The sequence below is a fragment of the Micromonospora sp. NPDC005197 genome, from assembly GCF_040608295.1.
In the GTDB taxonomy this organism is placed as follows: Bacteria; Actinomycetota; Actinomycetes; order Mycobacteriales; family Micromonosporaceae; genus Micromonospora.
Genome location: NZ_JBEXHY010000002.1, coordinates 117,447 through 138,163 on the forward strand (window position 1 = coordinate 117,447; position 20,717 = coordinate 138,163).

General features: G+C 71.2%; 20 protein-coding genes. 14 read left to right on the forward strand and 6 right to left on the reverse strand.

The features are described 5' to 3' along the window. Positions 1–195: 195 nt before the first annotated feature. The 4 genes from ABZU46_RS01635 to ABZU46_RS01650 all read right to left on the reverse strand — a co-directional run bounded on the left by ABZU46_RS01635 (position 196) and on the right by ABZU46_RS01650 (position 3,154). Positions 196–705, reverse strand: a complete 510-nt coding sequence (locus tag ABZU46_RS01635) for a GNAT family N-acetyltransferase (RefSeq protein WP_354854184.1) — start codon at positions 703–705, stop codon at positions 196–198. Next, positions 702–1,631: a ribonuclease Z gene (locus tag ABZU46_RS01640; RefSeq protein WP_354854186.1), complete on the reverse strand. Its 930-nt coding sequence runs from the start codon at positions 1,629–1,631 to the stop codon at positions 702–704. Before ABZU46_RS01640 ends, ABZU46_RS01635 begins: the two co-directional genes overlap by 4 nt. 363 nt (positions 1,632–1,994) lie before the next feature. Further along, on the reverse strand, positions 1,995–2,657 hold the full coding sequence (msrA, locus tag ABZU46_RS01645) for a peptide-methionine (S)-S-oxide reductase MsrA (RefSeq protein WP_354854188.1): 663 nt from the start codon (positions 2,655–2,657) through the stop codon (positions 1,995–1,997). A gap of 74 nt (positions 2,658–2,731) precedes the next feature. Then, on the reverse strand, positions 2,732–3,154 hold the full coding sequence (locus tag ABZU46_RS01650) for an HIT family protein (RefSeq protein WP_354854190.1): 423 nt from the start codon (positions 3,152–3,154) through the stop codon (positions 2,732–2,734). Positions 3,155–3,291: 137 nt separating this feature from the next. On the opposite strand from ABZU46_RS01650, the gene ABZU46_RS01655 reads away from it, so the two are divergent. The 4 genes from ABZU46_RS01655 (at position 3,292) to ilvA (ending at position 8,249) form a co-directional block, all read left to right on the forward strand. Then, positions 3,292–4,434, forward strand: coding sequence for a cystathionine gamma-synthase (locus ABZU46_RS01655; protein WP_354854192.1), 1,143 nt, complete (start codon positions 3,292–3,294; stop codon positions 4,432–4,434). A 12-nt stretch (positions 4,435–4,446) separates the two neighbouring features. Continuing rightward, positions 4,447–5,856, forward strand: a complete 1,410-nt coding sequence (locus ABZU46_RS01660) for an amidase (protein ID WP_354854194.1) — start codon at positions 4,447–4,449, stop codon at positions 5,854–5,856. Positions 5,857–5,902: 46 nt separating this feature from the next. Then, a complete protein-coding gene (locus ABZU46_RS01665) occupies positions 5,903–6,904 on the forward strand; it encodes a DUF4328 domain-containing protein (protein WP_354854196.1) in 1,002 nt (333 codons plus the stop codon). A gap of 124 nt (positions 6,905–7,028) precedes the next feature. Beyond that, a complete protein-coding gene (ilvA, locus tag ABZU46_RS01670) occupies positions 7,029–8,249 on the forward strand; it encodes a threonine ammonia-lyase (RefSeq protein WP_354854197.1) in 1,221 nt (406 codons plus the stop codon). A gap of 105 nt (positions 8,250–8,354) precedes the next feature. On the opposite strand, the gene greA is transcribed toward ilvA, so the two are convergent. Both greA and ABZU46_RS01680 read right to left on the reverse strand, forming a co-directional pair. After that, positions 8,355–8,852 carry a transcription elongation factor GreA gene (gene greA, locus ABZU46_RS01675; RefSeq protein ID WP_354854199.1) on the reverse strand — a complete coding sequence of 166 codons (498 nt, stop codon included), beginning with the start codon at positions 8,850–8,852 and terminating at the stop codon, positions 8,355–8,357. 168 nt (positions 8,853–9,020) lie between these two features. Next, entirely contained in the window at positions 9,021–9,461 is a 441-nt protein-coding gene (locus ABZU46_RS01680; protein ID WP_354854200.1) for a DUF4307 domain-containing protein, read from the reverse strand. 198 nt (positions 9,462–9,659) lie between these two features. On the opposite strand from ABZU46_RS01680, the gene mca reads away from it, so the two are divergent. From mca to purE, 10 genes are all read left to right on the forward strand, one after another. Beyond that, on the forward strand, positions 9,660–10,541 hold the full coding sequence (gene mca, locus ABZU46_RS01685) for a mycothiol conjugate amidase Mca (RefSeq protein ID WP_354854202.1): 882 nt from the start codon (positions 9,660–9,662) through the stop codon (positions 10,539–10,541). Between the two features lie 48 nt (positions 10,542–10,589). Then, positions 10,590–10,883, forward strand: a complete 294-nt coding sequence (locus ABZU46_RS01690; RefSeq protein ID WP_354854204.1) for a hypothetical protein — start codon at positions 10,590–10,592, stop codon at positions 10,881–10,883. Positions 10,884–11,113: 230 nt separating this feature from the next. Then, complete coding sequence (locus tag ABZU46_RS01695) at positions 11,114–13,594, forward strand: bifunctional diguanylate cyclase/phosphodiesterase (RefSeq protein ID WP_354854309.1); 2,481 nt, start codon at positions 11,114–11,116, stop codon at positions 13,592–13,594. Positions 13,595–13,844: 250 nt separating this feature from the next. Next, positions 13,845–14,528: a hypothetical protein gene (locus ABZU46_RS01700; RefSeq protein ID WP_354854206.1), complete on the forward strand. Its 684-nt coding sequence runs from the start codon at positions 13,845–13,847 to the stop codon at positions 14,526–14,528. Between the two features lie 706 nt (positions 14,529–15,234). Beyond that, on the forward strand, positions 15,235–15,528 hold the full coding sequence (locus tag ABZU46_RS01705) for a hypothetical protein (protein WP_354854310.1): 294 nt from the start codon (positions 15,235–15,237) through the stop codon (positions 15,526–15,528). Further along, positions 15,456–16,157 (forward strand): N-6 DNA methylase, encoded by a 702-nt coding sequence (locus ABZU46_RS01710; protein ID WP_354854208.1) that lies wholly within the window; start codon positions 15,456–15,458, stop codon positions 16,155–16,157. The genes ABZU46_RS01705 and ABZU46_RS01710 overlap by 73 nt, the downstream gene beginning before the upstream one ends. Next, a complete protein-coding gene (locus ABZU46_RS01715; RefSeq protein ID WP_354854210.1) occupies positions 16,154–16,789 on the forward strand; it encodes a restriction endonuclease subunit S in 636 nt (211 codons plus the stop codon). The genes ABZU46_RS01710 and ABZU46_RS01715 overlap by 4 nt, the downstream gene beginning before the upstream one ends. A gap of 41 nt (positions 16,790–16,830) precedes the next feature. Then, positions 16,831–18,867, forward strand: a complete 2,037-nt coding sequence (locus ABZU46_RS01720) for a thioredoxin domain-containing protein (RefSeq protein ID WP_354854212.1) — start codon at positions 16,831–16,833, stop codon at positions 18,865–18,867. A 117-nt stretch (positions 18,868–18,984) separates the two neighbouring features. Continuing rightward, positions 18,985–20,160, forward strand: a complete 1,176-nt coding sequence (locus tag ABZU46_RS01725; protein ID WP_354854214.1) for a 5-(carboxyamino)imidazole ribonucleotide synthase — start codon at positions 18,985–18,987, stop codon at positions 20,158–20,160. Positions 20,161–20,191: 31 nt separating this feature from the next. After that, positions 20,192–20,683, forward strand: a complete 492-nt coding sequence (purE, locus tag ABZU46_RS01730) for a 5-(carboxyamino)imidazole ribonucleotide mutase (RefSeq protein ID WP_354854216.1) — start codon at positions 20,192–20,194, stop codon at positions 20,681–20,683. Positions 20,684–20,717: the final 34 nt, after the last annotated feature.

The window sequence follows — 20,717 nt, forward strand, 5'->3', positions numbered from 1 at the left end:
CGGCACGGGCACCTCTGCCGGTCCTTTGCTCTGCTTCACTCCACGCAACACCGAGTGTCCGGTAATCGGACACTCGGTGTTGCGTATGTTGAAGCAGAGCAAAGGCCGTGAGGCAGGGCGGGGCGGGGTGGACGCCGCACGAACCGCACGTGGGCGAGCGCCCCACGAAACGCACGATCGTCGGGCAGCAGGGCGTCAGAGGGGGCGGGTGTAGCGGAGCTGGGGCGCGGGGGCGGTGCCCATGTGTTCCTCGCGTTCCGCTCCCGTCGGGGTCCAGCCGCCGCGCTCGTAGAAGGCGCGGGCGTGGGCGTTGTCGCGGAGCACCCAGAGCACCGCCCGCTGCCAGCCCCGCGCCCGCATGGCGTCCAAAGCGTCCACCATCAACGCGCGGCCGGTGCCCCGCCCCTGCTCGGCCGGGTCCAGGTGGATCGCGTTGAGCAGTCCGGTCGCCGGGTCGTCCTCGTCGTCCGGGCCCACGTAGCTGAAGCCGACCAGCACGCCGGCGCGTTCCGCCACGGTCAGCCGCTGGTTGTCGCGCTCCCAGGCCCACCGTTCGGTCCAGTACCGTCCCATCGCCTCCCCGGTCGGCTCGGCCAGCGCTTCCGCCGGCAGGAACGACGAGTAAGCGGCCACCCGGGAGCGTTGGTGCAGGGCGCCGATCCCCATCAGGTCGTCGTCGGTGGCGGGGCGGAGCGTGACGGTCATCCGGCCGAGGCTACCCGGCGGGGCGGGACCTGCACGGTGGTCAGATCCTCGGCGATGACCAGGTCGCCGTCGAATGGCCCGCGGGCCTCGTCGAAGAACCGGCGCGGGTCGGGGTAACGCTGCGAGAAGTGCGTGAGCACCAGCGTGCGTACCCCCGATTCGGTCGCCACCCGCGCGGCCTGCGCCGCGGTCAGGTGGCCGACCTCGGCGGCGAGCGCGGCCTCCGACTCCAGGAAGGTCGACTCGATGACCAGCAGGTCGGCGTGCTCGGCCAGGGCGTACACCCCGTCGCACAGGCCGGTGTCCATCACGAAGGCGAACCGCTGCCCCGGCCGGGGCACGCTCACCTCGTCGCGGGTGACGCGACGACCGTCGAGGTCCAGGTGCCCGACGCGGATCAGCTCGCCGACGGCCGGACCGGCGATGCCGTACGCGGCCAGCTTCTCCGGCAGCATCCGGCAGCCGTCCGGCTCGACCAGCCGATAGCCGTACGTCTCGATCGGGTGCCGCAGCCGGCGGGCCTCCAGCGTGCCGCAGCTCAGGGCGATCCGTTGACCGTCGGTCTCGATCGGGGTGACCGCCAGCTCGGCGGTCTCGTAGAAGGAGGTGGCGTGCCGCAGTCGGGCGAAGTACTCGGCGCCGCCCGCCGGGAAATGCACGGCGACCGGATGCGACACCCGGTCCAGCGAGAGTCGCTGGATGGTGCCGGGCAGGCCGAGGCAGTGGTCGCCGTGGAAGTGCGTGACGCAGATCCGGGTCAGGTCGGTCGCGGTGACCGTGGTGTGCAGGAGCTGCCGCTGGCTGCCCTCGCCCGGGTCGAAGAGGATCACCTCGTCGTCCCAGCGCAGCACGTACCCGTTGTGGTTGCGCTGCCGGGTGGGGGCCTGGCTGGCCGTCCCGAGAATCACCAGCTCGCGCATCGACACGCTGATCTCCCACAGCTATGGAGCGACCCCCGGGGCGCTCCGCGCTGTCGCGCGGGCCGGCTGGACTTGGCCGGCACCCCGGGGGTCGGGTGGCTGTCGTGGATTCGCCGCACCGCTGCCACACGGTCTCGACGGTCGTACTGGTTGCCCGCCTCGCGGCGGACGGATCACTGTCGAGGACAGCGGCTAGCTGACAGCCACCTCACGAGTCCGATTGCTATACAAGTCTGGACCACCTCCTTTCACGTGTACGGCCACGTTATCGAGTTCTCGCCGGGCGCGGCAACGGATTTCGATCACAGGGCCAGACGGGAATGCCCGGCCACCTCGTCGGCGGCCGGGCATCGCGCTCAAGCAGGTGGGTCAGCCAGCGGTACGCGCCACGCCGACCGGGCAGCTCAGCCCGTTCGGGCCGTGGTTGCAGTACCCGTTCGGGTTCTTGGTCGGGGCGAGGTACTGCTGGTGGTAGTCCTCGGCGAAGTAGTAGCTGCCGAGCGGGGCGATCTCGGTGGTGATCTCACCCTTGCCGGCCCGGCTCACGATCGGCTGGAAGGCGTCCCGGGACGACTCCGCGATGGCCCGCTGCTCGTCATTGGTCGTGTAGATCGCCGACCGGTACTGGGTGCCCACGTCGTTGCCCTGGCGCATGCCCTGGGTCGGGTCGTGGTTCTCCCAGAAGACCTTCAGCAGGTCCTCATACGTGATCTTGCTGGGGTCGTACACCACCTGGACGACCTCGGCGTGCCCGGTCCGGCCGGAGCACGTCTCCTCGTACGTCGGGTTCTTGGTGATGCCGCCCGCGTAGCCGGCGGAGGTGGTGTAGACGCCGGGCAGCGTCCAGAACAGCCGCTCGGCACCCCAGAAACAGCCCATGCCGAAGACGGCGACCTGGAGACCCTCCGGGAACGGGCCCTTCAGCGGGGTGCCCAGCACCTCGTGGCGGTCGGCGACCGGCATGGCGATCGGCCGGCCCGGCAGGGCCTGCTCGGGCGAAATCATCTCGGCGTTCATACGGCGCAGGAACACGGTGGGACTCCTCTCGTACCTCTCCCAGCGTGTAACACCGGTGGGTCTTTCTTCCTTACCCGTGCCACTGTGACTCAGGCCCCGCCACCCAGGCCGGCGGCGATCCGGTCGGCGTAGGTCTGTGCGTCGGTGTCGTCGGCGTACCGGGTGCGCGGCCAGAAGAAACCCCGCAGCCCGTCGCCCTTGGTTCGCGGCACCACGTGGGTGTGCAGGTGCGGGACGGATTGGGACACCTTGTTGTTCACCGCCACGAACGTCCCACCCGCCCCCAGAGCGGCCTCCACCGCCACCGCCAGCCGCTGGACCAGCGCGAAGTAGCCGGGCAGCAGGTCGGCCGGAAGCTCGGCCAGGGTCACCAGGTGCGCCCGGGGCACCACCAGCACGTGCCCCTTGAACACCGGCCGGGTGTCCAGAAATGCCACCCCGTCCGCCTCGTCGGCGACCCGGAACGCCGGCACGTCACCCGACACGATCCCGCAGAAGACGCACCCGCTCATCGCCCCAGGCTATGTCGCCGGCTGACCGGCCCGCCGCCCCCTGGCCGGCACGTGGGGGCCGGGCCGGACAGGCCCGTCCCCACCCGGAGCGCGGGTTCCGTTCCAGCCCGCCGGACGGGGGCACTAGCCTCACCAGAATGAGTCACGGCTTCGAGACGCTCGCCATTCACGCCGGTCAGGACCCTGAGGCCCGCACCGGCGCGGTGATCCCGCCGATCTACCAGACCAGCACGTACGCCCAGGACGCCGTCGGCGCGCCCCGGCTCGGCTACGAGTACAGCCGCTCCGGCAACCCGACCCGTGACGCCCTGCAGGAGTGCCTGGCCGCGCTGGAGGGCGGGCCGGTGGGCCTCGCCTTCGCCAGCGGCCTGGCCGCGGAGGACACCCTGCTGCGGGCCGTCTGCCAGCCGGGCGACCACGTGATCATCCCGGACGACGCGTACGGCGGCACCTACCGGCTCTTCGCCCGGGTGGCCCAGCGCTGGGGCCTGGAGTTCACCCCCGCCAAGGTCTCCGACGCGGCCGCGGTCCGGGCCGCCGTGCAGCCCGGTCGGACGAAGATCGTCTGGGTGGAGACGCCGACGAACCCGCTGCTCGGCATCGCTGACATCGCCGCCCTGGCCGCCGTGGCGCACGACGCGGGCGCGCTGCTGGTTGTCGACAACACCTTCGCCTCGCCGTACCTCCAGCAGCCGATCGCCTTCGGCGCGGACGTGGTGGTGCACTCCACCACCAAGTACATCGGTGGGCACTCCGACGTGGTCGGTGGCGCGCTCGTCGTCGCCGACGCCGGGCTCGGCGAGGAGCTGCGCTACCACCAGAACGCGATGGGCGCGATCAACGGCCCGTTCGACGCCTGGCTCACCCTGCGCGGCATCAAGACCCTCGGGGTACGCATGGACCGGCACTGCGACAACGCCGAGCGGCTCGCCGCGTACCTGGACGGGCACGCCCAGGTGGCCGAGGTGATCTACCCCGGGCTGCCCTCGCACCCTGGTCACGAGGTGGCCGCGAAGCAGATGCGTCGGTTCGGCGGCATGATCTCGTTCCGCGCCTCCGGCGGTGAGGACCACGCCGTGGAGATCTGCAACCGCACGAAGCTCTTCGTGCTTGCCGAGTCGCTCGGCGGCGTGGAATCCCTGATCGAGCACCCGGGCCGGATGACACACGCAAGTGCTGCCGGCTCGCCGCTTGAAGTTCCCGGCGATCTCGTGCGACTGTCTGTCGGCATCGAGACGGTCGACGACCTGCTCGCCGATCTGGAGCAGGCGCTGGGCTGACCGCTGGGGAGGATGGCCGTGCAGGACATCATGTCGACCTGGGTCGGGGCGACCGCCAAGCAGATCGCCCGGGGCGTACGCAGGGGTGACGTCTCGGCCACCCAGGTCGTCGCCGACCACCTGGAGTACATCGCCTCGGCCGACCGCGAGCTGGCGGCTTTCCGCGCCGTTCGCGGCGGCGAGGCGATCACCGAGGCCGAGAAGGTCGACGAGCAGGAGGACCTGGCCAACCTCCCCCTGGCCGGGGTGCCGGTGGCGGTCAAGGAGAACACCCCGGTCGCCGGCCTGCCCACCTGGAACGGGTCGGCAGCCGTGCGGACCGACGTCGCGGAGGCCGACCACGAGGTGGTGCGTCGGCTGCGCGGCGCGGGCGCGGTGATTCTCGGAGTCACCCGGATGCCGGAGCTGGGGCTGTGGGCACTCACCGACGACGACAGCGCGGTGACCCGCAACCCGTGGGACAACACGCGTACCCCCGGTGGCTCTTCGGGCGGCGCCGCCGCCGCGGTGGCCGCCGGGCTGGTGCCGATCGCGCACGGCAACGACGGTCTCGGCTCGATCCGGATTCCCGCGGCCTGTTGCGGCCTGGTCGGGCTCAAGCCCGGCCGAGGCGTGGTCCCCTGCCAGCTCGGCGCGGACGACTGGTTCGGCCTCACCGAGCACGGCATGCTGACCAGCACGGTCGCCGACGCGGCGGTCGGCTTCTCGGTGCTCGCCGGCCGGCGAGCGGAGAAGCTGGTCCCGCCGCAGCGGCTGCGGGTGGGTGTGTCACTGCGCTCCCCGGTGCGCGGCGTCTCCCCGGACGCGCCCAACCGGGACGCGGTGGCCACCGCCGGCCGGCTGCTCGCCGCCGCCGGGCACGACACCGTGCCCGCCGATCCGGTCTACCCCACGGCCCTGGGCCTGCAGGGCATCGCCACCTGGTTCGCCGCGGCCGCCACCGACGTCCGGGCCGCCGGGCTGGACCGACGCGGCCTCCAGCGCCGCACCCGCCGGCACGTCGCGCTGGGCGAGTGGGCGCAGCGTCGCGGTTACGTCCGGGAGGCCGACCGGGCCGCCTGGCGGCAGCGGTCGGTCGACTTCTTCACCGACCACTCGGTCGACCTGCTGCTCACCCCCGCGCTGGCCAGCGCGCCGCCGGAGGCCGCGCGCTGGTCCGAGCGGTCCTGGCGGGCGAACATGTCGGCCAACATCCGGTACGCCCCGTACGCCGCACCGTGGAACATCGCCGGCCTGCCGGCGATCGTGGTGCCGGTGGGCCGCCGGCCCGACGGCCTGCCGGTCGCCGTGCAGATCGTCGGCCCGCCCGGCTCGGAACTGCTGCTGCTCGGCGTGGCCGGTCAGTTCGAGATGGCCGCCCCGTGGTCGCGTCACGCCCCCGGTTATCCCCTCGTCGGAACGGGGTCGCCGGCCGCCGCATGATCGTCTACCGTGTGCGCGCAACGTCGCGCGGACCCGGGGGACACCAATGCGCTGCCAGACCTGCGGGGACCCCACGTCCCCCGAGCACAACGACTGCCAGCGCTGCTACACGCCGCTGGGCCAGCCCGCCGTCATGCCGGGTCTGCCGACCTACCGGGTACGCGGGATCGGCCTGGCGGCGAACATCGCCGTCGGCGCGACCGCCCTGCTCTACCTGGTGGTGGCGCTGTCTCCGCTGATCGGGATGGCGATGGCCCGGCAGGCCAGGGTTAACGACGACGTGGACCTGCTGCTCGGCGCGGCGATCGTCGGAGGGCTGCTGTCGCTGCCCATGGTGGTGGCGCACCTCACCGCCGCCGTACTGGTGATCATCTGGACGTGGCGGGCGCGGAAGAACACCGACGCCTTCCCCGGCGCCCTGCCGACGCTGGGGGCCGGCTGGGCGATCGCCGGCTGGCTGGTGCCCTTCGCGAACTTCGTGGTGCCGGCCCGGGTGGTGGCGGGCGTGGCGCGGGACAGCCTCTGGCGGCGGTTCACGCCGACCCTCGTGGTCGTCTGGTGGTGCGCCTGGCTGGTGTTCAGCGTCGGCGATCGGGTGCGCAGCCGCGTGGACGAGGAGGCGTACAACCGGCTGCCGGAGACCCCGTTCACCGACGCCGGCTACCAGGCGTACGTCGACTACTACCGGGACTCCCTGCTCCGCAACACGCTGCCCGCGCTGGGCTGCGCAATCGCCGCGGTGACGCTGATCCTGCTGATCCACCGGATCTCCGCCGCGCAGGAGGCCCGGATCGCCCGCGCCGCCCCGGTGTGGCCTACCGCCCCGGTCTGGCCGGGGGCGCCGGTGTGGCCGGCGGCGCCGGTGTGGCCCGCGTCCGCTCCGCCCTCGGCCGGTCCGGCTCCGACGATGGCGACCCCGGCGGCCCCTGCCCCGCCAGAGGCTCCTGCCGCGGCCCCGGCGGGTCCTGCCGCGGCCCCGGCGGGTCCTGCCGCGGCCCCGGCGGCCCCCGCGGGCCCTGCCGCACCGGAGGCCGCGCCGACACCGTGATCCACTCGGGATCGCTGATGTGGCGGTGTCCGGGCGCGGTTGATACCGCGACATCGGGGATGTCGAGTGGATCAACCCGGTGTCGCCGCAGGGGACGCCGGGGCCGGGTGGCACGATCGGGGGCATGACGGAACTGGTCGGCCTCGACGACGTACGGGCTGCGCGGAAACTGCTCGCCGACGTCGTCCGGACCACCCCGCTGGAGCCCTGCCGGCCACTGAGCGCCGCACTGGGCGGACCGACCTGGCTCAAGTGCGAGAACGTGCAGCGCGCCGGCTCGTACAAGGTGCGCGGCGCGTACGTGCGGATCTCCCGGCTGTCGGCGGCCGAGCGCGAACGCGGCGTGGTCGCGGCGAGCGCCGGTAACCACGCCCAGGGAGTGGCTCTCGCCGCCGGGCTGGTCGGCACGCACGCGACGGTCTTCATGCCGGTCAACGCGCCGCTGCCGAAGGTCGCAGCCACCAAGGGGTACGGCGCGCAGGTCGAGCTGGCCGGCAACACGGTCGACGAGTCGCTGGTGGCGGCGCAGACGTACGCCGAGCGCACCGGCGCGGTGCTCATCCACCCGTTCGACCACCGGGACGTGATCGCCGGGCAGGGCACGGTGGCGTTGGAGATCCTCGAACAGTGCCCGGACGTGCGGACGATCATCACCGGGGTGGGCGGCGGCGGCCTGATCTCGGGTATGGCGGTGGCCGCCAAGGCACTGCGGCCCGACGTCCGCATCATCGGCGTGCAGGCGGCCGGCGCGGCGGCCTTCCCGCCCTCCCTGGTGGCCGGGGAACCGGTCCGGCTGCCCGCCTTCGCCACCATCGCGGACGGCATCGCGGTCGGGCGACCGGGGGAGATCACGTTCAACCATGTCCGCAAGCTCGTCGACGAGATCGTCACGGTGACCGAGGAGGACATCTCCCGGGCCCTGCTGATGCTGTTGGAGCGGGGCAAGCAGGTCGTCGAGCCGGCCGGGGCGGTCGGCGTGGCCGCGCTCCTGGCCGGCGTGGTGGAGGTGGAGACACCCGTGGTCGCGGTGCTCTCCGGCGGCAACATCGACCCCCTGCTGATGATGCGGGTGATCGAGCACGGGCTGGCCGCCGCGGGTCGCTACCTGCGGGTGACCGTGCGCTGCTCGGACCGGCCGGGGCAACTCGCGTCGCTGCTCAGCCAGATCGCCGAGCACCGGGCCAACGTGGTGGACGTGGAACACCAGCGGGCCAATCCGCACCTGGGCCTCGGGGAGGTGGAGGTGGCGCTGTCGGTGGAAACCCGTGGTGTGGAGCACTCCGACACGCTGATCAGCGCCTTGCGGGCCAGTGGTTACCAGGTGGTCTTCGCCGCCGAGGCGTGACACGGGTGGGTGTCACGCCTCGGCGGCGGCACACGTCAGACGGCGCTCAGGTGCCCGGTGCCCTGAAAAGCCGCTCGGCGACCGCGGCGCAGAGCCGCGTGACGCTCAGCCGGAGAACGGCTCGAAACTGACCACGGTCACCTTGATGTCGGCGCCACTCGGGGCCGTGTAGGTGCAGGTCTGCCCGGAGCGGCCACCCAGGATCGCCTTACCGAGCGCCGACTCGGGGCTGTAGACGGTGAGGTCGGTGGTGGCGGCGATCTCCCGTGAGCCGAGCAGGAAGGTCTCGGTGTCGTCGGCGTCGTCGTCGAAGTAGATCGTCACGACCATGCCGGGCGACACCGCGTCGGCCGTCGGGGCCTCGCCGACCTTGGCGGTGCGCAGCAGTTCCTGCAGGTAGCGGATGCGGCCCTCGGCCTTGCCCTGCTCCTCGCGGGCGGCGTGGTAGCCGCCGTTCTCGCGCAGGTCACCCTCCTCGCGCCGAGCGTTGATCTCGGCTGCGATCGCCGGCCGGTTGGCGATGTGCTCGTCGAGCTCGGCCTGGAGGCGGTCGTACGCGTCCTGGGACAGCCAGGTGGCGGGCGCCTCGTTGCCAGTGGACACAGGCGTTCTCCTCAGTTGTGCGTGGCTGGCTGACAGGTGAACTACCAAGTTACCAGTGCGGTACGACACAGCGTGGCGGCGATCACCGCCGGTGTCCGCCTCCGGCACTCGCGGTCGACGCGCCGCGACGGGTTGACCGCAGGCGTTGCGGAGTGACGTCTGCGCAGCTCAGGCAGGAGGCCGGCAGCGCAGCACCTCGCCGATGAACGGTCGGGCGGAGGTGTTCAGACGGTGCCGGGTGGTGACGTGCCGGTCGCCGGGTGCGGCGCTCACCGTGACCTCTTCGCGGGCCACCTCGACGCCGGCGCGGTCCCGGGCGCGCAGCACACAGACCGCCGAGCCGCCCGACGGCACGGTCACCCGGAAGTCGACGACCACCTGGCTGTCCGTGATGTCGGTGTACGTGATCACCTGAGCGTCGTAGACCGGGTCGCCGTACTGCCGGTAGAGCCGCAGCGAGATCAGGCTCAGCACCGTCACCAGCACCAGGAGGACCAGCGCGGCCAGCAGCGTACGGCGGCGGCCCCCGCCGGGCGCCCGGCGGCGACCGTAGCGGCCGGCGGGGAAAACCGGCGCGCCCGGTGAAATTGTGGCGTGCGTCTCGGTCACCGGCGGGTATCTCCTGGCGTTGTTGTCGGCGGCATCGGCAAGAATGGCAGAAGTCCATCCTCCCAGCCCGGCCAAACGGCAGGAATGGCAGGTCGGGCCCCGCGGTGCCGACCGGCAGCGGGGCGAGGAGGGTCCCGGCAGGTCAGCCGGTCGAGCCCGGTCGGGTCCACCGGCCGGCACAGACGAGGAGCGCCGAAGTTGGCAGAGCAGCTGCGTCTCATGGCCGTCCACGCGCACCCGGACGACGAGTCGAGCAAGGGTGCGGCGACGATGGCGAAGTACGTCGCCCAGGGGGTGGACGTGCTGGTGGTGACGTGCACCGGTGGTGAGCGCGGCAGCGTGCTCAACCCCAAGCTCGACCGGCCTGACGTCTGGGCCAACATCGCAGAGATCCGGCGCGCCGAGATGGACGCCGCGCGGGCGATCCTCGGCGTCGACCAGGCCTGGCTCGGGTTCGTCGACTCCGGCCTGCCCGAGGGTGACCCGCTGCCGCCGCTGCCCGAGGGCTGCTTCGCGCTCCAGGACGTCGAGGTGGCGGCCGGCCCGCTGGTGCGCCTGATGCGTGAGTTCCGTCCGCACGTGGTGACCACGTACGACGAGGAGGGTGGCTACCCGCACCCCGACCACATCATGTGCCACAAGGTGAGCGTGGCCGCGTTCGAGGCCGCCGGCGACCCGGAGCGCTACCCGGAGCTGGGTGCCCCCTGGCAGCCGCTGAAGCTCTACTACGACATCGGTTTCTCCAAGGCCAGGATCATGGCCCTGCACGAGGCCATGCTCGCCACCGGCGCCGAGTCGCCGTACGAGGATTGGCTCAAGCGCTGGGACGAGCGCCCGGACAAGGGCCCCCGCATCACCACCCGGGTGGACTGCGCCGAATACTTCCCCGTCCGGGACGACGCGCTGCGCGCCCACGCCACCCAGGTCGACCCGGACGGCTTCTGGTTCCACGTGCCCATGGAGCTGCAGCAGCGTGCCTGGCCGACGGAGGATTTCGAGCTGGCGCGCACCGTGGTGGACAGCCCGCTGCCCGAGTCCGACCTCTTCGCCGGAGTGCGGGAGACGGCGCACGCGGGTTGATTCCGGCCGGGGCTACCCTGGTAGGCAGTCGCACAACGGAGGAACGCCATGCTGACCGCTGCCCAGGTGCTCGCGGAGAACAACTTCGGTGACACCCGCACGGGTGGTCTGGCCGGACCGATGGGCCTCTTCCTCATCCTGCTGCTGTCCGCCGCGACCATCCTGCTGATCCGTAACATGAACGCCCGACTGCGGCGTCTGCCCGACCGGTTTCCCCAGCAGGGGCGGCCGACCGATGCGACCAGGGCCGACGCTTCAGTCGTCGATCCGACAGACGGGACCAGCGCGCATGATTCATCCACGCGCGCTCCCAATGGGCACCAGCAGCAGCGGAACGGGTAGTCCGCGCATGATTCACGCCGAACCGGGTGGTGGACCCCTGTTGCGACCACCCGGTTTGGCTTAGCCTTCCGCCGGGGGGACCAAAAGTCCCCGAGCCGTGCGCGGAAGGGGGCGCCGATGACCGTCACAGCACCGGCCGCCCGCCGTACCGTCGGTCGGTCGGCTGACGGGGGAGGTCGATGACCTCCGGCACGGGCGGCGACCCGTTCGACCGTCTCGGGGTGCACGGCATGCCAGCCCGGCTGCTCGTGCTGACGGCTGCGGTGACGGTGACGGCTCTGGCCGCCGCCGTGGTCGGTCTGACCCTTCCGGCCGGGCTGCCGTCGGATGATCCTCTTGGTGCTCCGGCCCGCTTCGGCATCGCCGTCGCCGTCCTCGCCGTGGCCCAACTCGCCCGGCTTCGCTTCCGCACCTCCGCCGGCATGGTCAGCATCACCTGGGGCGAGGCCGCCCTGATCGTCTGCCTCTACCTCGCGCCGGCCGGCTGGCTGCCGTCGGCCACCCTGCTCGGCACCGGGCTGGCCTGGACGGCGCTGTCGCTGCACAGCGACCGTCGCCCGCCGCTGGAGATCGTCCGGATCGCCGCGTCGCTGACTGCCGCGTCGGCGCTGGCCGTGACCGTGACCACCGCCCTGGGGCATCCGCTGCTCGCCTCGCCGACGCCGATGCTGGCGCTGGCCGTGATCGCCGGTTCGGTGACCTACCTCCTGGTGACCGCGTGGCTCGGTGGCGTGACGCTGGGTCTGCGGCACGGGCTGCCCATCGGGCCGCCGCTGCTCGCCGCGCTGCGCGGCAAGCTGCTGATGTTCGTGGGCAACGTGGCGGTCGGCCTGGTCGTGGTCGCGCTGCTGGAACTGGATCCGCGCTGGTTGCTGCTGCTCCCGCCATTGCTCTGGCTGCTGCAACAGACCTACCGCTACCGGCTGCGCGCGGACCAGGAACGCCGAACGTGGCGTGCCTTCGCCGAGGCCACCGCGGCCCTCAACCAGCTCGACGAGCGGGGCGTGGCCAGCGCGGCGGTGACCGGCGCGCTGGCGCTGTTCAACGCCGAGTTGGTCGACGTCGACGTGGCCCGGGCCGACGGCAGGTGGCGTCGCTACCGGGGAGACGCCGGCGGTCAGCTGCTCGACCGGGAGGTGAGCCCTCCGGACCGGTCGGAGCCCGACGAGTACGAGTTGGTCCGTCCCCTGTCGGTGGGCACCGCGCCGGTCGGCCAGCTACGGGTCCGGTTCCCGCGCTCCGCTCCACCCGCGACCCGGGAACGGGACGCGGTGGCGGCCTTCGGCGACGCGCTCGCCGCCGCCCTGCACGACGCCGCGACCCATCGCGAGCTGCGGCTGGTCACCGCCCGATCGTCGTACGAGGCGGTGCACGACCCGCTCACCGGGCTGGCGAACCGTACGGCGATGCTCGGCAAGGGCGACCAGTCGCTGCGGCAGCTCGCCCACGACCACCCGGTTGCGCTGCTGCTGCTGGACATCAACCAGTTCAAGGAAGTCAACGACACCCTCGGGCACGCGGCCGGCGACCAGTTGCTGCGGCTGACCGCCAACCGGCTCAGCGCGCTGGCCCGCCCCGGTGACCTGCTCGGCCGGCTCGGCGGCGACGAGTTCGCGCTGCTGCTCACCTCGGTCCCCGTGCTCGGCGACCGGGCCGCGCCGATGGCGCACGCGCTGCGGCAGGCTCGCGAGATCGCCGAGCGGCTGGCCGCACCGACCGAGGTGGCCGGGGTGCGGATGTCCATCGAGGTCTCCGTCGGGGTGGTGGTCGCCGACGCCGGCACCGCCGACCTGACCGAGCTGCTGCGCCGCGCGGACATCGCGATGTACCAGGCCAAGGAGGGCGGCGGCAGCGTCGCCGCGTACGACAGCACCCGGGATGCGGCCAGCACCGACCAGTTGGCACTGCTGGCCGAGCTGCGCGAGGCGCTGAAGGTCGACGACCAGTTGGTGCTGGCGTTGCAGCCGGCGGTCGACCTGGCCACCGGCGCGCCCACCGGGGTGGAGGCGCTGATCCGCTGGCAGCACCCCCGCCGTGGCTGGCTGAACCCGGCCGACTTCATCCGCCCGGTGGAAAACAGCGAGCAGCTCGGCACCTTCACCCGCTACGTGCTCGACAAGGCGCTCGGCGTGGCCGCCGGCTGGGCCCGCGAGGGGCTGGACGTCCCGATCTCGGTCAACCTCTCCGCGCGCAGTCTGCTCGACCCGCGCCTGCCGGCGGAGATCGCCGACGCGCTGCGCCGACATCAGGTGCCGCCGCACCGGCTGGTCCTGGAGATCACCGAGACGGTGGTGATGAGCGAGCTGGAGATCATCGACGAGGTGCTCGCCACGCTCCGGTCGATGGGTGTGCAGCTCGCGGTGGACGACTTCGGCACCGGCTTCTCCTCGTTGACCTTCCTCACCCGGATCGCCGTGGACGAGTTGAAGGTGGACCGCTCGTTCGTGATCCGGATGACCGACTCGCCGGAGGCCGCGGCGATCGTCCGGACCACCGTCGGGCTCGCCCACGAGCTGGGGCTGCGGGTGGTCGCCGAAGGCGTGGAGACGGCCGAGCAGCGGCTGGCCCTGGCCGAGCTGGGCTGCACGTCGGCGCAGGGCTACCACTTCTTCAAGCCGATGCCGGCGGACAAGATCGGCGCGGTGCTCGGGTCGCTGCGCGACTCGGCCGAGTCGAACGTCTTCCGGCTACGCGCCGACGGCGCCTCCTGACGAGGAAAGCCGGGGGTTAACAGGAATTGCGTAGCGGAGTGCGCTTGCAGAACCGGACACCGGGGCGGTAAGTCCTACTGCACCTGGGGAGCGCTGGCCGCACCGCCCTGCATCGCTAGGGCCAGGCACTCCTGCCCGGGCAAAGCCGTGCCCCGGGCGGCATGCAGAGCAGAGGCGGACCCGGGGCTTACGTCCTTCACGGTACCACGCCAACCCACGCAGGTAACCCGTTCGGACGGAGTGACTGAGCATGAGCGCCGACGACCTGCCGGACTGGATTCGCCGAGCGTTCTCCGTCCCGCGACTGAACCCGTACCTGACGGAGAGCGGGCAGGATCCGGATGAAGCGGTGGGGCTCTACTGGTGGAACATCGAGGTATCTGCTGCCTTCTACGGACCGCTGCACTGTCTCGAAGTTGCGCTCAGGAATGCTCTACACGACCAACTCTGCCGCCGATTCGGTCGATCGGACTGGTGGGCGTCGGCGTCGGTTCCCCTGACCGATCACGGCATCCGACTGGTGACCGAAGCGACGCTCAAGTGCCGTCGCAGGGGCCTGACGCCACCCACGGCCGATGATGTCGTCGCCGAACTGAGCTTTGGATTCTGGGTTTCTCTGCTCAGCAATCACCGCGGCTCCTCCTACGACCGGTTGCTCTGGGTCCCGACGCTGCACCTGGCGTTCCCGCATTACTCTGGCCGAAGGGATGAACTGCACGAGGCGTTCGAAACCATGCGGCTGCTGCGGAACAGGATCATGCACTACGAGCCCATCCACCACCGGGACCTGGCCGCCGACCACCGCAAGCTCTATCTCCTGTTGGGCAGGATGGATCCCACGCTGGCAAAGGAGATCCGAGGGCTGGATCGAGTCGAGACGGTCCTTATGCGACGCGTAGATTTACGTTCGCGAATAGCGCGGCCGGGCTTCTGAGGCTCGCATGGACACCCTCGGCGCAGATCTCGTTTCCCGATCTGACATCGCACGCCTCGCGGGCGTGGAACGCCCGGCCGTCACCAACTGGGAGCGTCGGTACTCCAACTTCCCGAGACCGGTCGAAACGCCTCGCGGACAACTTTTCCAACGAGACGAGGTGGTCGCCTGGCTCTTTCGGCGTCCAATACCTATGAAGTCGCTCCGGGATGACGAACTGCCGGGTAGTACATACGGCTGCCGTGTGGAACCAAGTGCGCAGCCCGGAGCGCAGAGGGAAGAGTCCGCATCCGAAGGGGATTGCCGACTGGTCAGGGAGGTCGTCGGTCTTACGGCGGACCTTCACCGATCGGCGACCCGCGATGGTGTTTTTTGGCACGTCGTCCTGGCGCTCGTATTCCTGCGCCGCTTCCGACCGGTGGTCTGGCACCATCTTCTACTCAACCAGCCGGCCCAACGAAATAATCAGTTCGCCGGCGTATTCGCAGACGCTGGCTTGTTCGAGTCGGCTAGGATTGCCGAGCGGTTGGTCGACGCGCCACCGGCGACTCTGCGCCCCTTGGGTCGCGTGATCGACCTCCTTGACAGCGTGGCCGCGGAGCCGTCTGATCTCCTCGCCGTCTTCGAGCACGCGCTCGACCAGCTCGGCGACGACCTGTCGTACGAGTTTGTCACCCCTCGATCGGCCGCTCGGCTGATTGCGGAGATGGTTGGTCCGATCACTGCTGGCTCGCGTTGTTTCGATCCGTTCTGCCGCACGGGAGAACTTCTCGTCGAGGTCAACCGTGTGGCTGGAGAGGGCGGTGCCGTACCCGTTGTCGTGAGGGGTTCGCACCCCGAACCAGCTTTCGTGGAACTGGCGGAGATGAACCTTTCCATGCATGGGCGAGTGCCCTCGTGTCGAGGTCGGAGCCGGCTTCACCCGCGATGCCTGTCAGTGACCGGTTCGACGTCGTGGTATCGAATCCGCCTTTCGGCTCGCTGGCGGAAGCCGACGTGATGCATCGGCGGTATGGACCCTCCCGCAGGCGGGAGTTTAACTGGCTGCAAATCGTCGTCGAATCGCTCGACGAGAATGGGCGGGGCGGAGTCATCATGCCCAATGGTGCCGCCTTCACCCTCAGTCACCGGGATCGGGAAATCCGGCGAGCTCTTGTCGAGGATGGAGCGCTTACCGCAGTGGTGGCCCTGCCCACGCAGCTCTTCCGGGGGACATCGATCGGGGTGACCCTGTGGCTGGTGCAACGTCCATCCGGACAGAGCGGTGAGATGCTCTTCATCGACGCCCAGAAGCTGGGCGTCATGTCCACGCGGACCCGCCGGCAGTTGGCGCCGCAGGACATCGAGGAAGTGTCCCAGGAGTATCGACGCTGGCGGTTGGCCCTCCGGACGGACGGCACGTTTGTCCCGCGGGCCGGCTTCAGCGCGACAGCCACGGCGGCTGCCATTGCCAAACAGAACTACTCGTTGTTTCCGCCGAGCTACGTGGAGCCTGGCCCGATCGCACCGGACCGCGACTCCGAGGCGGACTTCTGGACGCTGGCGAAAGAGTTGGTTCGATTGACCGATGCTGCGCAAGAGGCAGATGCCGACGTCCGCAAGATGTTGAGGGGGTTCAGCGAAGGATGAGCCTGCTGGATGTCGTACCCCGAGGCTGGGCGGAGTCCAGTCTGGGAGATGTCGCCGATATTCGGTCCGGGCCCTCGGGAGCGGCTGTGAAGACGGACGACCGCAGCGCGGACGGCGTAGGCATGATCGCTCCAAAGGACCTACATGACGGGCGGGTCCAGCCGGGTGCTGTCAGCCGCGTCCGTGCCGATGTGGCGGCCGCTCTCGCGCCCTACACCGTCGTTCTGGACGACATCGTTGTTACCCGAACCGGCACGGTTGGCCGACTCGCATGGATTCCGTCGGCATGCAACGGGTGGCTTTTCTCCACCAGCCTGATGAGGGTACGTCCTCATCGAGTGGTGTCGCGGTATCTCGCCTACTACCTCGCGCTGCCCGAGGCGCAGGAGTGGGTACGGCGGCGAGCCCGGGGTACGGCTGTGCCGTCGATGAGCGCGGCAGTGCTCGCTGGCCTGCCGGTAGTGCTTCCGCCCCTTGAGGATCAGCAAGAGATCGCTCGTGCTCTCGCGCTGTTGGATGCGCAGGTCGAGGCACACGCCACGCTGAGTCGGTTGGCAGCGCAGACACGGAATACGCTGGCCGGAATGATGATGCGAGGTGAAAGGCCGGACCGGCTCGCGCTTCGTGGGTAACTTTTTCACACTCTTCTGGCATGGCTGGTTATGGTCGTCGGGTGAACCGACTCGCCGACGCCACCAGCCCGTACCTGCTCCAGCACGCCGACAACCCGGTCGACTGGTGGCCCTGGTGCGACGAGGCATTCGCCGAGGCGAAGCGACGGGACGTCCCGGTGCTCATCTCGGTCGGCTACGCGGCCTGCCACTGGTGCCACGTCATGGCGCACGAGTCGTTCGAGAACGAGCAGGTCGGCGCCCTGCTGAACGACAACTTCGTGTCGATCAAGGTGGACCGTGAGGAGCGCCCCGACGTCGACGCCGTCTACATGACCGCCACCCAGGCGATGACCGGGCAGGGCGGCTGGCCGATGACGGTCTTCGCCACCCCGGACGGCACCCCGTTCTTCTGCGGCACGTACTTCCCGCGCGCCAACTTCACCCGCCTGCTCCAGTCGGTCACCACCGCCTGGAAGGACCAGCGGGACGAGGTGCTGCGCCAGGGTGCCGCCGTGGTCGAGGCGATCGGCGGCGCACAGGCCGTGGGTGGCCCCACCGCCCCGCTGGACGCCCCGCTGCTCGACGCCGCGGCCGCCAACCTCGCCGGTGAGTACGACGCGACGAACGGCGGTTTCGGGGGCGCCCCGAAGTTCCCGCCGCACATGAACCTGCTCTTCCTGCTGCGCCACCACCAGCGCACCGGCGACCCGCGCAGCCTGGAGATCGTCCGGCACACCGCCGAGGCGATGGCCCGGGGCGGCATCTACGACCAGCTGGCCGGCGGCTTCGCCCGCTACTCGGTGGACGCGCACTGGACGGTGCCGCACTTCGAAAAGATGCTCTACGACAACGCGCTGCTGCTGCGCGTCTACACGCAGCTCTGGCGGCTGACCGGCGACCCGCTGGCCCGTCGGGTCGCCCGGGACACGGCCCGGTTTCTCGCCGACGAGCTGCACCGGCCGGGGGAGGGGTTCGCGTCCGCGCTGGACGCCGACACCGAGGGCGTCGAGGGGCTCACCTACGCCTGGACGCCGGCGCAGCTCGTCGAGGCGCTCGGCGACGAGGACGGCCGGTGGGCCGCCGACCTGTTCACGGTGACCGAGGCTGGCACGTTCGAGCACGGCATGAGCGTGCTCCGGCTCGCCCGGGACGTCGACGACGTCGCGCCCGAGATCCGGGCCCGCTGGCAGCGGGTGGTCGGGCAGTTGCTCGCGGCCCGCGACACCCGGCCCCAGCCGTCCCGCGACGACAAGGTGGTGGCCGCCTGGAACGGGCTGGCGATCACCGCGATCGCCGAGTTCCTCCAGGTCGCCGCGCTGTACGCGTCGCCGCAGGACGAGGACGCCAACCTGATGGAGGGCGTCACCATCGTCGCCGACGGCGCGATGCGTGACGCCGCCGAGCACCTGGCCACCGTGCACCTGGTCGGCGGCCGGCTGCGCCGGGTCTCGCGCGACGGCAGGGTCGGCGAGCCGGCCGGGGTGCTGGAGGACTACGGCTGCGTGGCCGAGGCGTTCTGCGCGCTGCACCAGCTCACCGGCGAGGGTCGCTGGCTCAGCCTGGCCGGTCAACTGCTGGACACCGCGCTGGAGCACTTCGCCGCGCCCGGGGGCGCGTACTACGACACGGCCGACGACGCGGAGCGGCTGGTCGCCCGGCCGGCCGACCCGACCGACAACGCCACCCCGTCGGGTCGGTCGGCGCTGATCGCCGGCCTCGTGTCGTACGCCGCGCTGACCGGGGAGACGCACTATCGGGAGGCCGCCGAGACCGCGCTCGCCACCGTGGCGCCGATCGTCGGGCGACACGCCCGGTTCGCCGGGTACGCGGCCATGGTCGGCGAGGCGCTGCTCTCCGGGCCGTACGAGATCGCTGTGGCGACCGACGACCCGGCCGGCGATCCGCTGGTGGCCGCGGCTCGGCGGCACGCCCCGCCCGGAGCGGTGGTGGTCGCCGGTCGCCCGGACCAGCCCGGGGTGCCGCTGCTCGCCGACCGGCCGCTGGTCGACGGACGGTCCGCCGCGTACGTCTGCCGGGGTTTCGTCTGCCAGCGACCGGTCACCTCGGTCGAGGACCTGGTCGCCGAGCTGGGTTGAGTTGTAGCGCCCGGTAGTTGCCGGCGCCGCGCACCGGGCGGTCGGCGCGGCGTTGTCGAGGTGGGTCACCGGCCCTGCGGATCGGCACGGCGGCCGCCCGGATAGGCTGGCCGCGCTATGGATTCCCGTACCGGTCTGCCTGTTGTCGGCATGGTGGGTGGCGGCCAGTTGGCCCGGATGACCCACCAGGCCGCGATCGCCCTCGGCCAGTCACTGCGTGTGCTCGCGAGCGCCCCCGACGACGGCGCGGCGCTGGTCGCCGCCGACGTCCAGTACGGCGACCACACCGATCTGGCCGCCCTGCGCACCTTCGCCAAGGGCTGTGACGTGGTCACCTTCGACCACGAGCACGTGCCCAACGAGCACATCCGCACCCTGGCGGCCGAAGGGGTGACCCTGTACCCGCCGGCGGACGCGTTGCTGCACGCCCAGGACAAGCGGGTGATGCGGGAACGCCTCACCGAGCTGGGCGCTCCCAACCCGGTGTGGCGGCCGGTCAGCGAGCCCGCCGACCTGGTCGGCTTCGGTGAGCAGGTCGGCTGGCCGGTGGTGCTCAAGGCGGCCCGGGGCGGCTACGACGGTCGGGGTGTCTGGATGGTGGACGACGCCACCCAGGCCACCGAGCTGGCGACCACGCTGCTCGCCGGAGGCACCCGGCTGATCGTCGAGGAGCGGGTGCCGCTGCGTCGCGAACTCGCCGTGCAGGTGGCCCGCTCGCCGTTCGGGCAGGTGGCCGCGTACCCGGTTGTCGAGACGGTCCAGCGCGACGGCATCAACGTCGAGGTGCTGGCCCCGGCGCCCGGCCTGGACGAGGAGTTGGCCGTCGCCGCTCAGCAGCTCGCCATCGACCTGGCCACCGCGCTCGGCGTGGTCGGCCTGCTGGCCGTGGAGCTGTTCGAGGTGCGCGACGACGCGGGCCGGCCGGCGATCGTGGTCAACGAGCTGGCCATGCGCCCGCACAACTCGGGGCACTGGACCATTGAGGGCGCCAGGACCTCGCAGTTCGAGCAGCACCTGCGGGCGGTGCTGGACTACCCGATGGGTGACACCGCGCTGACCGCGCCGGTGGTCGTGATGGCGAACGTCCTCGGCGGCGAGCCGGGCGGAATGTCGATCGACGAGCGGCTGCACCACCTCTTCGCCGCCGAGCCGGGCGCCAAGGTGCACCTCTACGGCAAGCAGGTACGCCCCGGCCGCAAGATCGGGCACGTCACGGTGCTCGGCGACGACCTGGACGACGTACGGGCGCGGGCGGCGCGGGCCGCACGCTGGCTGCGCATGGGGCATGAGTGACCCGGGCGGCCGCGAACCAAGGAGGACCCCGGTGACCACGGTCGGACTGATCATGGGTAGCGACTCGGACTGGCCCACGATGCGGGCCGCCGCCGAGGTGCTGGACGACTTCGAGGTGTCCTACGAGGTGCGGGTCATCTCGGCACACCGGACGCCGGTCGCGATGATCGACTATGGTCGCGACGCCGCCGACCGGGGGCTCAAGGTGATCATCGCCGGTGCCGGTGGCGCCGCCGCCCTGCCGGGCATGGTCGCCTCGGTGACGCCGCTGCCGGTGATCGGCGTGCCGGTGCCGTTGAAGCACCTCGACGGTATGGACTCGTTGCTGTCCATCGTGCAGATGCCGGCGGGGATTCCGGTGGCCACCGTGTCGATCGGTAACGCCCGCAACGCCGGCCTGCTGGCCGTCCGGATCCTCGGCGCCTCCGACGAGACCCTGCGCGCCCGGATGGCGACGTACCAGCGGGACCTGGAGCAGCTCATCAAGACCAAGGACGCAGCCCTCCAAGTCACCCTCCCGTAACCCCTGCGGCCAACCCGGCCGGTTGACGGTGACC